We start from the raw sequence: 12756 nt of genomic DNA on the forward strand, positions 1-12756 counted from the left end.
CGAGTGATTCGCGTGTGGTGCGTGGTGCGTGGTGCGTGGTGCGTGGTGCTCCGCGAACGTTTCCGTACGGCGTTCGCTGACTCCGCACACTGTACGTAGACCGCACACTGTTCGCAACATCCGAACGGCGTGCGCCCGCTGCGCTAGGGTGGAGGGGACGAGACGCACTCGCCGAGCAGAGAAGGGGTGGCCGCATGCCACGCGCCGCGCAGCCGACCAAGCCGTCGTCCGACCCGTCGACCGGTTCCGTGTGGACCCGTCCACAGCGCTCACGCCGCGAACAGCCCGCGCTCAGCCGCGACCAGATCGTCGCCGAGGCCATCGCCCTGCTCGACGAGGACGGCATCGACGCGCTGAGCATGCGCAAGCTCGGCACCCGCCTGAACGCCGGTGCCACCTCGCTCTACACGCACGTGTCCAACAAGGACGAGCTGATCGAGCTGGTCGTGGACCGGGTCTACGGCGAGATCGAGGTGCCGAAGGCCGCCTCGCGCGCCGAGTGGCGCGCCGCCGCCCTGGAGTGCGGCAACAACGTGCGCTCCGCGATCCTCGGGCACCCCTGGATCGCCTCCGTGCTCGGCGAGATGGGCATGTCGTACCTGGGGCCGAACATGATGCGGCTCACCGAGGACATGCTGGAACTCTTCGAGTCCGGCGGCTTCGACCTGGACCAGGGCGAGCTGGCGCTGAAGACCATCTGGTCGTACGTCCTCGGCACCGCCGCCACCGAGGCCGCCTGGATGACGGCGCTCGCCCGCAGCGGCCAGGGCCAGGACGAGTGGCTCGCGAGCATGGCGTCGGTCGCCGAGCAGGCCATGGCGCCCTACCCGCGCATGCGCCGGCTGCACGCCGAGCAGGGCACGAGCGGCGTGGTCGAGACCCGGCGCAGCAACTTCGACCGGGGGCTCGACTGCATCCTGGACGGCTTGGAGGCCCAGCGCAGGCAGTAGGCCCGGCGCCCCGAATGGCCCGTCCCGCCTGGCCCTCCGCCCGGGTGCGCCAGAGGCTCGGACCATGGACTCCGCACAGCGCGACACCTCCGCCCCGGCCTCCGGCAGCACCCTGTTCGCCGGTGTCCTGATGCTCGTCAACGGCGTGCTCAGCGTCCTCGCGGGCATCACGGGCATCGCCAAGGACGACGTGTACGCCCGCATCGGCGACTACGTCTACAAGTTCAACCTCACCGCCTGGGGCTGGATCCACCTGGTGCTCGGCCTGGTCGTCGTCGTCACCGGCTGGGGCGTCCTCAAGGGCATGGAATGGGCCCGGGGCGTGGGCGTGGGGCTCGCGGCGGTGAGCATCGTCGCGCAGTTCCTGTGGCTGCCGTACACACCCCTGTGGGCGCTCGTCTCGATCGCGCTCGGCATGTTCGTGATCTGGGCGCTGTGCGCGGACGGGCCCGGGGCGAGCGTGTCCGGGGCGGGCGCGTCCGGGGCGGGCGCGTCCGGCAAGGGCGGCTCCGGCGTGGGCGGCTCCGGCGTGGGCGGCCCCGGCACGGGCGGTTCCGGCACGGCCCCCGGCCTGTGAACCCGCCCGCCGCCGCCCTCGGCGACCAGATCGTCGCCAAGTGGACCTCGCCGCAGGGCGCGCGGCTCATCGCGGCGGGCGCGAAGATCGTCGACGGTCTGCTCGAACTCGGCCCGCTCACCCGCGAGCGGGCCGGGCGCATGCTCGGCTGGCCGGCGCAGGAGGTCCTGGCCCGCTTCGAGGCCATGGGCTTCCGCCTGGAGACCGATCCCGACGGCAACATCATCGGCGCGGGCGTCTCCCTGAACGCCGCCCGCCCGCACACCATGGAGCTGCGCGGCCGCACCGTACGCGGCTGGTGCGCCCTGGACGCGCTGATGTTCCCCGTCGTCCTCGACGAGCCCGTCTCCCGCATCACCTCGCGCTGCGCCACCACCGGCGAGCCCGTCCACGCCACCGTCACCCCCTCCGGCGTCCGCGACGTCCACCCCGCCACGGCCGCCGTCACCCTGGCCCCCGCCACCGGCACCGACATCCGCGAGGCCTTCTGCGACCGCGTCAACTTCTACGCCAGCGAGGCCCTGGCGACGGACGCCACCCTCCAGGACACGGACCTGGCGGTGTGCTCGACGACGGAGGCGTGGACGGTGGCGAAACGCCTGGCGGACCTGTTCTGAGCGAAAGCCGCCGTCCGAAGGACGCGGGTGGGCGGGTGGGCGAACGACCAGCCGCGCAGCGGGCGGTCTAGAAGGACGCCGGGCCCCCGTTCGCGGCCAGCGCGTCCCGTACCGTCCGGATGAACGCGTCCCCGCGAGAACCCGTGCTGCCGGTCCGCCACACCAGCGCCACGTCCGCCGACGGCAGATCGCGCACGGGCACGAACACCACGTCGGGACGCGAGTAGTACGTCTCCACGGAGGCGATGACCGGAGAGACCCCCTGTCCCGTGGCGACGAGGGTCATCAGCTCCTGGAACGTCGCCACCGCCTGCCCGCGCTTGATCTCACGGCCGCTCGGCGTGCGCGGCGGCACGTGGAAGTCCCACCAGTACGCGGGCGCGCCGCCCGCCACCCGGAAGAACGTCTCGCCCGCCAACTCCTCGAAGGACAGGGAGGTCCGGCCGGCGAAGCGGTGGCCGGAGGGCACGGCGAGGGCGCGGTCCTCGGTGATGACGACGGGGCCCACCGTCAGGTCGGGCTCCACCACCGGCAGGCACGTGAACAGCATGTCGACGTCGCCCGCGCGCAGCGCGCCCAGCGGGTCCTGGAACTGCGTCTCGCGCATCCGCACCTCGCACCCGGGGCACCGCTCCCGGAACAGCTTCAGGATCGGCTGCGTGAGCGACCCGGCACCGGAGCCGAGGAAGCCGACGACCAACTCCCCGTCGATGCCCCGCGCCTGGTCCTTGGCGCGGGCCACCGCCTCCTCCATCCGGTGGTGCAGCGGCGCGAGGTCGTCGTACAACTGCCGCCCGAGCGGGGACAGCCGCACCACGCGGCTGGTGCGTTCGAAGAGCGGGGCGCCGATCTTGCGCTCCAGCTTCTTCACGGTCTGACTGACCCGCGCCTGCGAGAGCAGCAGGCGCTCGGCGGTACGGCCGAAGTGCAGCTCCTCGGCGAGGGTCAGAAAGGTCTGCAGTTCCTGTCGTTCCACGGCGCGCTCCCCCTTGCGTAGGCCCTGAGGACCTCTTGCACGGGCCCCGAGGACGGCAACACCAGCGGGCCCCCGCAACCTTCCCGAACTGCCTGACCTGCATCGATAAGCCTCCGCGTCGAGATCGTTTCACGGATCGGCGTTGATGGTCCCGTGCGGTCGGCGGATCTTTGAGGAGTCGGAGCGGCAAGCACGCCGCACCGGCTCCGAACCGGGAAGGCCCGGTTCCTCCGTGCCGATCTCCAGGAGCTCACGATGTTCTCGCGTACCCGCACCCTCGCCGTCGCCGTCGCCCTCGCCGTCACCGCCGGTACCGCCGGTACCGCCGTCACCGTCGCCCAAGCCTCCGACGGCGGCGCGGGACAAGGCCGCCACGCAGCCGGGAAGGGGGCCTCCTGGTCCGCCGCCTGGGCCGCGTCGCCGCAGCGGCCGAGCGCCGGGTTCAAGGCCAACTGGTCCGAGGCGGGCTTCGACGACCAGACCGTGCGGCAGGTCGTCCGCGTGACCGAGGGCGGCGACAGAGCCCGCGTGCGCCTCTCCAACGCCTACGGCGCCTCCCCGCTGCGGATCGCGAGCGCCACCGTCGCCCGCACCGAGGGCGGCAAGGGCGCGAGCGTCGAGCGCGGCTCGGTGCGCACGCTCACCTTCGGCGGGAAGAAGTCGGTGACCGTGCCCGCGGGCGGCCAGCTGTCCAGCGACGCCGCCGGACTCGACCTGGACCGCTTCGAGTCCGTCACCGTCACCCTGCACCTGGCCGGCACCACCGGGCCCGCCACCTTCCACTCGCAGGCCTTCGCGACCAGCTACCGCGCCGATGGCGACCACACCCGCGACACCGGCGCCGGAGCCTTCAAGGAGTCGACCGAGTCCTGGTACTACCTGTCCGGCGTGGACGTCGCCGACAGCGGGAAGGCGGGCGGGCGGGCCGCCGCGCGGGACGGCGTCGTCCTCTTCGGCGACTCGATCACCGACGGCTTCGCCTCCTCCACCGACCTCAACCGCCGCTGGTCCGACGCGCTCGCCGAGCGCCTCGCCAAGTCCGGCAAGCCGCGGCCCGTCGTCAACTCCGGCATCGGCGGCAACATGGTCCTCAACGACTCTGCCTGGTACGGCGCCAAGGGCACCGGGCGCATCGCCAGGGACGCCCTCGACCTTCCCGGCGTCGGCACCGTCGTGATCCTCGAAGGCGTCAACGACATCGGCTTCAGCGAGACCGACAAGCCCACCTACAAGCCCGCGCCGATCGTCAGCGCCGACGAACTCATCGCCGGGCACCGCAAGTTGATCCGCGCCGCCCACGCCAAGGGCCTGAAGGCCGTCGGCGCGACACTGCTCCCGCTCGGCGGCTCCGACCACTACGGCGAGCGCGCCGCCGCGGTCAGCGACAAGTTCAACGAGTGGGTCCGCACGTCCGGCGAGTACGACGGCTACGTCGACTTCGACAAGGCCCTCGCCGACCCGAAGGACCCGGAGCGCATCCGGCCCGCGTACGACAGCGGCGACCACCTGCACCCGAACGACGCCGGGTACGCGGCCATGGCGCGGGCCGTCGACCTCGGCTCGCTCTGAGCACCGCGGCGCGAGCGGCCGGGCGGCTGGTCCGCCCCGGCCGCTCCGTCATGCCCGAAGGTGGGACGGCGCGGTCACTCCCGCAGGGCCGTACGGTCGATCCCGTGCAGAGGGCCGTACGGTCACTCCCGCGCAGAGGGCCGTACGGTCACTCCCGCGTGTAGAAGCGGTAGAACGTCACCGCGAAGACGCTCGCCGCCACCGCCCCCGCCATCCCCACCGACCGCAGCACGCTCGCGTCGGTGAGGCTGTACAGGAAGCCGAAGGACACGCCCGCGAAGGCCGCCCAGGCCGTGGCGCGCAGCTCGCGCGGCAGGGCGGGGGCGACGCCGCGCACGGCCACGTACAGCGCGCCGAAGGCGATGCCCGCGACCACGCCGAACAGGACGTTCCCGCCGGTGATGGGTCCGCCGCCGCGGTGGTTCGCGGCGGCCCAGAGGCCGTAGACGACGGCGAGGAGGGCGGGGCCCGCCCAGAAGCCGGAGAGCGCGCGGATGCCGGGCAGGGTGTGGGTGCCGGGCGCGCCGTGTGCGGTGTGAGCCATGACGGCTCCTCTCTGCTCACGCCTTGCGGTGTCCTGCTCACGCCTTGCGGCGTCCCATCAAGGAAACACCCGTTCGGCCCCGCGCTCCACCGGAGCTCGTGCCACTCTGGGAATCGGCAACCCGTTCGGCGATGAGTTTTCGCCACGGGCCCGGTCTCCCCTCATGACGAGCCGCTGCCGAGCACCCGACGAGCGGCCGACGATCCGCAAGCGGAGGGCGCAGGGACATGAGCAGCAAGCAGCCGCACCGGGGCCCCGGGCCAGGTGGCCTGGCCATCGAGACCGCGGGCCTGGTGAAGACCTTCGGCGACAACCGCGCGGTCGACGGCGTCGACCTCGCCGTACCGGCCGGGACGGTCTACGGCCTCCTCGGGCCGAACGGCGCGGGCAAGACGACGACCGTGAGGATGCTGGCCACGCTCCTTCGCCCGGACGGCGGCGAGGCGCACGTATTCGGCCACGACGTGGTCCGCGAGGCCGACACCGTCCGCGGCCTCGTCAGCCTCACCGGGCAGTACGCCTCGGTCGACGAGGACCTCACCGGCACCGAGAACCTGGTGCTCCTGGCGCGCCTGACCGGCCACGGCAAGAAGGCCGCGTACAGCCGCGCGGAGCAGCTCCTCGACGCCTTCGGGCTCGGCGACGCCGCGTCCCGCCAGGTCAAGAACTACTCGGGCGGCATGCGGCGGCGCATCGACATCGCCGCGTCCATCCTGAACACCCCCGATCTGCTCTTCCTCGACGAGCCGACGACGGGCCTGGACCCGCGCAGCCGCAACCAGGTCTGGGACATCGTCCGCGCGGTCGTAGGACACGGCACCACCGTGCTCCTGACCACGCAGTATCTGGACGAGGCCGACCAGCTCGCCGCCCGCGTCGCCGTCATCGACAAGGGCAAGGTCATCGCCGAGGGCACCAAGGGCGAGCTGAAGGCGTCCGTCGGCGCGGGCTCCGTGCACGTCCGGCTGCGCCACGCCGAGCAGCGCCCGCAGGCCGAGGAGGTCCTGCGCGTCGCGCTCGGCGCCCAGATCCAGCTCGAACCCGACCCGGTCGCGCTCACCGCCCGCGTCGGCGGCGGCTCGGCGAACGGCCGGGGCGCGGCCGAGCAGGCCTCCCGCGCCCTCGCCGAACTGGCCCGCACCGGCATCACCGTCGACAACTTCTCCCTGGGCCAGCCCAGCCTCGACGAGGTGTTCCTCGCCCTGACCGGCCACCCCGGCGCACCCGAGCCCACCAGCGGCCAGGACACGCCGCAGGACCTGAAGGAAGCCGAGGTCTCCCGATGAGCACCGCGACCACCACCGAGGCCCAGGACCTCGCCCCCGTCCGCACGGAGTCCCTCGCCGAACTGCTCATCGCCAAGGAGCGCCCGCAGCGGCCCAGCGCCCTCGCCACGTCCCTGACCTTCGGCTGGCGGGCCGTACTCAAGATCAAACACGTGCCGGAGCAGCTGTTCGACGTCACGGCGTTCCCGATCATGATGGTGCTGATGTACACGTACCTCTTCGGCGGCGCCCTCGCCGGATCCCCGCGCGAGTACATCCAGTACCTGCTCCCCGGCATCCTGGTGATGTCCGTCGTCATGATCACGATGTACACGGGCGTCTCGGTCAACACCGACATCGAGAAGGGCGTCTTCGACCGCTTCCGCTCGCTGCCGATCTGGCGGCCCTCGACGCTGGTCGGCTACCTCCTCGGCGACGCCCTGCGGTACGCGATGGCGTCCGCCGTGATGCTCACCGTCGGCATCATCATGGGCTTCCGCCCGGACAGCGCGCTCGGCGTGCTCGGCGGCGTACTCCTGCTGCTCGTCTTCTCGTTCGCCTTCTCCTGGGTGTGGACGATGTTCGGGCTGCTCCTTCGCACCGAGAAGTCCGTGATGGGCGTCAGCATGATGGTGCTGTTCCCGCTGACGTTCCTCAGCGACATCTTCGTGAAGCCCGAGACCATGCCGGGCTGGCTCCAGGCCTTCGTCAACAACAACCCCGTCACGCACGTCGCCTCCTCCGTCCGCGGCCTGATGGCGGGTGACTGGCCGGGCGCCGACATCGCGTGGAGCCTCGGCTGGGCGGGGCTGCTGGTGGCCGTGTTCGGGCCGGTGACGATGCGGCTGTACAACCGCAAGTAGCCGTACGGGGCGGGGAGGCGGACCCGCCTCCCCGCCTCCCCGCCTCCTTCACCCCTCGGCGGCTCGCCGACGCCGTCCCACAAAGGCGGGCAATCCTGCCCCCATATGCAGTGACCCCGGTCGCACCGCACGCGGCCGGGGTCTTGCCTTGAGGACGTGCTCCGACGTCCTCGCGCCGCCCTGTCCGCCGTGCTGCTGGTCCTCGCCTGCCTGCTCGTCCCGGTCGGCACGGTCTCGACGTGGGCGAAGTACGAGATCGAGGACGCCGACGCGTACGTCGCCACGATGGCGCCGCTCGCCTCCGACCCCGCCGTCCGCGACGCCGTCACCGCCGCGGTGACCGACTCCGTGGCCAAGGAGATCGACGCGGGCCCGCTGCAGTCCACCGTCGAGTCCTTCCTCCACGACGCGGTGCGCTCCTTCACCGAGACCAGCGCCTTCCGGACCGCGTGGAACGCCGCCAACCGAGCCGCCCACGACGCCGTCCAGTCCGCCCTCACCCACGACTCCGACGGCGCCGTCACCATCGACCTCGCCCCCATCACCGAGCAGGTCAAACGGCAACTCACCGAGGAGGGCACGCCGTTCGCGAGCCGCATCCCGGTGCGGCACACCGAGGTTACCGTCATGCAGGCGCAGGACCTCAGCCACTTCCGGAAGGGCTTCCGCATGCTCCAGGTCGCCGGTCTCTGGCTGCCCGTCGCCGCCGTGCTGCTCGCCGCGGGCGGCATCCTCCTCGCGGTACGCCGCCGCCGAGCCGTCACCGCCACCGCGCTCGGCGCGGCCGTCGGCGCCGCCACCCTCGCCGCCGCCATCGCCGTGGCCCGCGGCCTCACCCTCGCCGACCTGCCCCCCGACGTCTCCCGCACCGCCGCGGGCGCCGTCTACGACGCCCTCACCGACACCCTGCGCACGGCGTCGTGGGTGATCGTGGGCGTGGGCCTCGCGGTGGCGGCGGGGGCCTGGGTGAGCGGGCGGACGGGGTGGGCCGGTGGGGGTGGGGCGGCCGGGGGCGGGGGCGGCGGGGGTGAGAGCAGCGGGGCAGCGGTCGGCGAGGGGGTGTCCGGCGACGGGGTGTCCGGACCGGTCGGCGGAGGCAGCGCCTCCGGGGGAGCCGGCGTGGCTGGGGGCTCCGGCGCGCCCCGCCCGGCCGACTCCGTACCCCTGCGCAACCCCTCCGCCGCCCGTCCGCGTCCCTGAGGGAGGATCTGTTCTGAGGACGTGGCGAATGCGGGCGCGCCGGTCACCGCCCCGTCGCCCCGGTGACGAAAGGGCGACCCTTGGAGCACGTGACGGCACCGGCCACCCCTGCCGAGGCCGATTCCGACGGTTACGTGGACGAACGGCCGCCGCGGAGTCACCGGGGCGCCGCGTGGACCGCCGGGATCCTGCTCGTCGGCGTGAGCGCCGTCCTCGGCTGCCGCATCGCCGACACCGACGCCGTCACCCCCGTGCCGCAGGTCCTCGCCTTCCTGCCGTGGCTCCTCGTGCCCGCCGTCGCCGGGCTGCTGCTCGCCGCCCTCGGGCGCTGGCGCGTCGGCCTCGTCTGGGCCGTGGCCGTGCTCGGCGGACTCGCCTGGTTCATCGAGCCGTACGGCAAGCTGTCCGACCCGGAGGGGCCGCCCGTCGCCGAGGTGCGGGTGCTCGCGTCCAACGTCGAGTTCGGACGCGGTACGCCGGGGCTGATCAAGGCGATACGGGAGCGGAAGCCGGACCTCGTCTTCGCCTCCGAGTGCGACCGGGCGTGCGACGGGAAGCTGCGGGCCGCGCTGCCGGAGTCCGCCTACCCCTACCGGGCCGCCGTCGCGTCCGCCGGGGACGACGGGGCCGACGGGTCGGTGATCCTCAGCAACCTGCCGCTGAAGGAGGCCGCAGGGGTGCGCGGGACGCTGGGCATGCCGGGGGCGGTGGCCGAGGTGAAGGGGATCCCGGTACGGGTGCAGCTCGCCCATCCGATGCCGCCGACGCCCGGGGACCTCGGGCGGTGGCGGGCCGAGCTGGGGCGGCTGCGGGACTACGCCGCCGCGGGGGACGGGCGGCCCACCATCGTCGCCGGGGACTTCAACGCCACCCAGGACCACGCCGCGTTCCGCCGCGTCCTCGACGCCGGTCTGCGGGACGCGGCCCGGCTCTCCGGGTCCTCCCGCACGCCGAGCTGGCCCACGTCGCTGCCGAGGCCGTTCGGGGCGCAGATCGACCACGTCCTGGCATCGGACGACTTCGCCGCGCACGACGCGCGGTTCCTGGAGATCGGGAACACCGACCACAGGGCGCTGCTCGTCGACCTGACGCTCCACCGCGGACAGGACTGACCCGCCCGGCACCCGCGGTGACACCCCTCTGTCCCGGCTGTCCCGGCTGCCCCGGCTGCCCCGACTGCCCCGACTGCCCCGACTGCCCCGACTATCCGCCGTTATCTCCGGGGAGACGCCACCGCGCGGGCCGCGGTCACTTCCTGGCGCAGGGGTCCGAGCACGCCGTCCTCGGGCCCGGTGAACGCGGCGGGCACCGGCACCAGGACCTCCACCTCGCGCAGCCCCTCGGCCAGTTCGCGGAGCTGACGGGAGACCTCGGCGACCTCGTCGGGGCCGGGGGCGGGGGCTCCGTGCCGTACCCGCACCCGTGCGGCGGTCGTCGCGTCGACGATGCGTTCCACGGCCACGACGAGCGGCCACCACGCGGCGGCGCGGGCGCCGGTCGGCGGGGGCTCGGTCAGGGCGCGCTGGAACTCGGTGCGGATGTCGGAGAGGTCGCGGTAGAGGCGGCGGCGCATGCGGGCGCGGGCGGCGGGGGCGGTGGCGTCGGGGTCGTCGCCGAAGGCGCACTCCACGTAGCGGGCCGTGTCGGCGACGGCGTCGGCGAGGCGGTCGCCGATGCGGGTGTGCCAGCTCTCCGGCCAGAGGAGATAGCCCGCGACGAGTGCGATGGCGCAGCCGATGAGGCTGTCGACGAGGCGCGGCAGGACGAGGCCGAAGCCCTGGTGGTTGAGGACGTCGGAGAGGAGCAGGATGACGGGGGTGATGGCGGCCGTCTGGTAGCCGTAGCCCCGGGGGGTCAGCGCGGGGATGAGGGTGGCGAGGACCAGCACGACCGGCACGTCCCACCAGCCGCGCTCCACGGAGGACAGGACGGCGGCGGCGACCACCAGACCCGCCGCCGTGCCCAGCGCCCGCAGCACCGCCCGCGAGAACACCGAGCCGAAGTCCGGCTTCAGGACGAACGTGATGGTCAGGGCCACCCAGTACGAGCGCGGTACGTCGATCAGGGAGACCAGGCACTGCGCGATGCCGATGCACAGGGCGAGGCGCAGGCCGTAGCGCCAGGACGCGCCGGACAGGACGACGTTGCGGGTGGCGCGGCGGGCGCGCACGCGCAGGGCCGCGGGACGGCCGAGGCGGTCCTCGGCGTGGATGACGGTGAGCGGGTCGGGGTCGGCGAGGGTGTCGGCGGCGTGCCGCAGGGCGTGGTGCACGGCGCGGGCGGCGGGACCGTGCGGGTGCGGCAGCTCGTCGGGGAGGCCGAGGTCCGGGTAGGCGTCGTGCGGGGGCCGCGCACCCCGGTCGCCGCCGACGCCGAACTTCCCGCGTTCGCCCCGCCCCACCGCGTCCGCGAGCCTCCGCATCGCCGCCGCCAGTTCCGGCGGCAGCTTCTCGCCGTACTGGTGGGCGGTGGGGGCGGCCTCGACGACGGGGGTGATGGCGTTGAGTTCGGCGATGAGGCGGACCAGTTCGGGGCTGCGGCCGTGGTCGCGCGCGCGGCGGGCGAGGACGAGGTCGTAGGCCTGGTTGAGGGAGGCGGTGACGTCGGCGCGGGCCTTGTCGTACGCCGCGTGCTGGTCGGCGGCGCGCTCGCCGGTGCCCGCGGCCTCCAGCAGCGCGGCGGCACTCCGGTACGTCGCCGCGACCGCGGCCCGCTCCGGCACCCCGGACCGCAGCGGCCAGGCGAGCAGCGCCAGGGCGAGGACGAGCAGACCGCCGCCCGTCATCAGGGCGGGCGCGAGCCACCACTCGCCGGGCAGCGGCAGACCCGCGCCGATCACACAGTTGAGCAGGAGCAGCAGCCCCGACACGGAGGCGACGGCGCCGATCGTCGACATCATCCCGGAGACCAGGGCGACGAGCGTGACCGCGCCCACCGCGGCCCAGCCGTGGCCGAAGACGAGCGCGCCGAGGGTGACGCCGAGGGCGCCGAAGAGCTGGGGGACCGCGATGTTGAGGATGCGCATGCGGTACGCGTCCGCCGTGTCGCCGATCACCCCGGAGAGCGCGCCCATCGAGGCGAGGGCGCCGTACGCCGGTTCGCCCGCGGCAGTGCCGACGGCCAGGGGCAGCGACATGGCGATCGCCGCGCGGGCCACGGCGGCCCAGGGGACGGGGGCGGGCTGCGGCTTGAGGGAGCGGACCAGCCAGTCGGGCGGGGTGAGGGGCCTGAGGGTGCGGTTCCGCATGTGGCCCATTATCGCGGGGGCCGGGTGACCTGCGCGTACGCGGGGCCCGCGGGACCTTCCACACGCCGGAAGCAACCCGGAAGCGACCCCCGGAACCAACGCTGGAAGCACGCACCCGAAGCCGCGCCGGACGCAGAACGGTGCGGCAGCACCGAACGTGCTGCCGCACCACCCTCTGGTCTGGCTGCTGCTGGTCTGGCTGCTGCTGGTCGGACTACTTCTGGACCTGCTTCATCGCCTTGGCGAGGCCGTTCGCCCACAGCTGGTTGACGCGGGCGCGCTCAGCCGCGTTCGGCTGGGCGTTCTGGCAGGAGGGGCCGGGGCCGCCGCCCGACATCAGCTCGGAGCACGGGCCCCGGTAGTTGTCGCGGAGGCCGAGGACGTGCCCGGTCTCGTGGGCGGTGACGCGGGTGGAGTTGTACTGCTGGTTCTGCCGGTAGTCGAGGAAGATGTAGCCACGGCCGTGGCCGTCGGTGCTGGCGTACGAACCGCGCGGGTCGTTGCCCTCGCGGTACGAGAAGCTCGCACCACTCGTGCCCTGCTGGAGCTTGACGTTGGTGACGGCGGCGTTCCATATCGAGGTGGACGCCGCGATCTGCTGACGGAAGGTCGGAGCCTGCGAGGCGTTGTACGTCACGGTGACGGCCTTGGCGCCCGGGTTGGCGGCGCGCTTCTCGGCGACGGCCTTGACGACCGCCTCGAAGAACGCCTTGTTCGCGGCGGCCTCTTCACCGGAGCCCTGGTAGCGGGCGACGGAGGCGGCCGTGGACACCGAGGACTTCTCGGCACCCGCCCGGGGGGAGTCGGCAGCCGAGGCGACGGTCGACGTTCCGAGCGCGGCGGCGGCGAGACCGAGGGCGGCGGCGACGGACAGGTAACGCTTGTGCATGTGGGGGGCTCCCTACTCGTTCGATGAAAGGTGAACGTTTCGGTACCCGTGAGTGTCGG

Annotated in this window: 11 protein-coding genes and 1 pseudogene; 8 read left to right on the forward strand and 4 right to left on the reverse strand. The window is 73.4% G+C overall.

Annotated elements, in window-relative coordinates:
- Window positions 1-194 precede the first annotated feature (194 nt).
- From QUY26_RS18670 to merB, 3 genes and pseudogenes are all read left to right on the forward strand, one after another.
- Window positions 195-950, forward strand: coding sequence for a TetR/AcrR family transcriptional regulator (locus QUY26_RS18670; protein ID WP_289948134.1), 756 nt, complete (start codon window positions 195-197; stop codon window positions 948-950).
- A 64-nt stretch (window positions 951-1014) separates the two neighbouring features.
- Window positions 1015-1395: pseudogene (locus QUY26_RS18675) on the forward strand (DUF7144 family membrane protein); the annotation flags it as partial.
- Window positions 1396-1523: 128 nt separating this feature from the next.
- Window positions 1524-2144 (forward strand): organomercurial lyase, encoded by a 621-nt coding sequence (gene merB, locus QUY26_RS18680; protein ID WP_289948135.1) that lies wholly within the window; start codon window positions 1524-1526, stop codon window positions 2142-2144.
- Window positions 2145-2211: 67 nt separating this feature from the next.
- Here the strand turns inward: merB and QUY26_RS18685 are convergent, their stop codons facing one another.
- Window positions 2212-3120 (reverse strand): LysR family transcriptional regulator, encoded by a 909-nt coding sequence (locus tag QUY26_RS18685; RefSeq protein ID WP_289948138.1) that lies wholly within the window; start codon window positions 3118-3120, stop codon window positions 2212-2214.
- Window positions 3121-3375: 255 nt separating this feature from the next.
- On the opposite strand from QUY26_RS18685, the gene QUY26_RS18690 reads away from it, so the two are divergent.
- The gene (locus QUY26_RS18690) at window positions 3376-4689 is read left to right on the forward strand and encodes an SGNH/GDSL hydrolase family protein (protein ID WP_289948139.1); all 1314 of its coding nucleotides are present in this window, start codon (window positions 3376-3378) and stop codon (window positions 4687-4689) included.
- Between the two features lie 148 nt (window positions 4690-4837).
- Here the strand turns inward: QUY26_RS18690 and QUY26_RS18695 are convergent, their stop codons facing one another.
- Entirely contained in the window at window positions 4838-5233 is a 396-nt protein-coding gene (locus QUY26_RS18695) for a hypothetical protein (RefSeq protein WP_289948141.1), read from the reverse strand.
- A gap of 227 nt (window positions 5234-5460) precedes the next feature.
- Between QUY26_RS18695 and QUY26_RS18700 the strand changes: the two genes are divergently transcribed.
- The 4 genes from QUY26_RS18700 (at window position 5461) to QUY26_RS18715 (ending at window position 9673) form a co-directional block, all read left to right on the forward strand.
- Window positions 5461-6519 (forward strand): ATP-binding cassette domain-containing protein, encoded by a 1059-nt coding sequence (locus QUY26_RS18700; protein ID WP_289948142.1) that lies wholly within the window; start codon window positions 5461-5463, stop codon window positions 6517-6519.
- Window positions 6516-7361, forward strand: coding sequence for an ABC transporter permease (locus QUY26_RS18705; protein ID WP_289948144.1), 846 nt, complete (start codon window positions 6516-6518; stop codon window positions 7359-7361). The genes QUY26_RS18700 and QUY26_RS18705 overlap by 4 nt, the downstream gene beginning before the upstream one ends.
- 156 nt (window positions 7362-7517) lie before the next feature.
- Window positions 7518-8561 (forward strand): hypothetical protein, encoded by a 1044-nt coding sequence (locus QUY26_RS18710; RefSeq protein WP_289948147.1) that lies wholly within the window; start codon window positions 7518-7520, stop codon window positions 8559-8561.
- A gap of 89 nt (window positions 8562-8650) precedes the next feature.
- Complete coding sequence (locus QUY26_RS18715; RefSeq protein ID WP_436840357.1) at window positions 8651-9673, forward strand: endonuclease/exonuclease/phosphatase family protein; 1023 nt, start codon at window positions 8651-8653, stop codon at window positions 9671-9673.
- A 101-nt stretch (window positions 9674-9774) separates the two neighbouring features.
- Here the strand turns inward: QUY26_RS18715 and QUY26_RS18720 are convergent, their stop codons facing one another.
- Both QUY26_RS18720 and snpA read right to left on the reverse strand, forming a co-directional pair.
- Entirely contained in the window at window positions 9775-11817 is a 2043-nt protein-coding gene (locus tag QUY26_RS18720; protein ID WP_436840358.1) for an FUSC family protein, read from the reverse strand.
- A gap of 205 nt (window positions 11818-12022) precedes the next feature.
- Window positions 12023-12697 carry a snapalysin gene (gene snpA / locus QUY26_RS18725; RefSeq protein WP_289948151.1) on the reverse strand — a complete coding sequence of 225 codons (675 nt, stop codon included), beginning with the start codon at window positions 12695-12697 and terminating at the stop codon, window positions 12023-12025.
- Window positions 12698-12756: the final 59 nt, after the last annotated feature.

The organism is Streptomyces flavofungini (genome assembly GCF_030388665.1).
GTDB lineage: Bacteria > Actinomycetota > Actinomycetes > Streptomycetales > Streptomycetaceae > Streptomyces > Streptomyces flavofungini_A.

Excerpts from the sequence above, each read along its gene's own strand:
- QUY26_RS18720 (WP_436840358.1), bottom strand. The coding sequence starts at position 11,817 with ATGGGCCACATGCGGAACCGCACCCTCAGGCCCCTCACCCCGCCCGAC.
- QUY26_RS18695 (WP_289948141.1), bottom strand. The coding sequence starts at position 5,233 with ATGGCTCACACCGCACACGGCGCGCCCGGCACCCACACCCTGCCCGGC.
- QUY26_RS18670 (WP_289948134.1), top strand. The coding sequence starts at position 195 with ATGCCACGCGCCGCGCAGCCGACCAAGCCGTCGTCCGACCCGTCGACC.
- QUY26_RS18690 (WP_289948139.1), top strand. The coding sequence starts at position 3,376 with ATGTTCTCGCGTACCCGCACCCTCGCCGTCGCCGTCGCCCTCGCCGTC.
- snpA (WP_289948151.1), bottom strand. The coding sequence starts at position 12,697 with ATGCACAAGCGTTACCTGTCCGTCGCCGCCGCCCTCGGTCTCGCCGCC.
- QUY26_RS18705 (WP_289948144.1), top strand. The coding sequence starts at position 6,516 with ATGAGCACCGCGACCACCACCGAGGCCCAGGACCTCGCCCCCGTCCGC.
- QUY26_RS18700 (WP_289948142.1), top strand. The coding sequence starts at position 5,461 with ATGAGCAGCAAGCAGCCGCACCGGGGCCCCGGGCCAGGTGGCCTGGCC.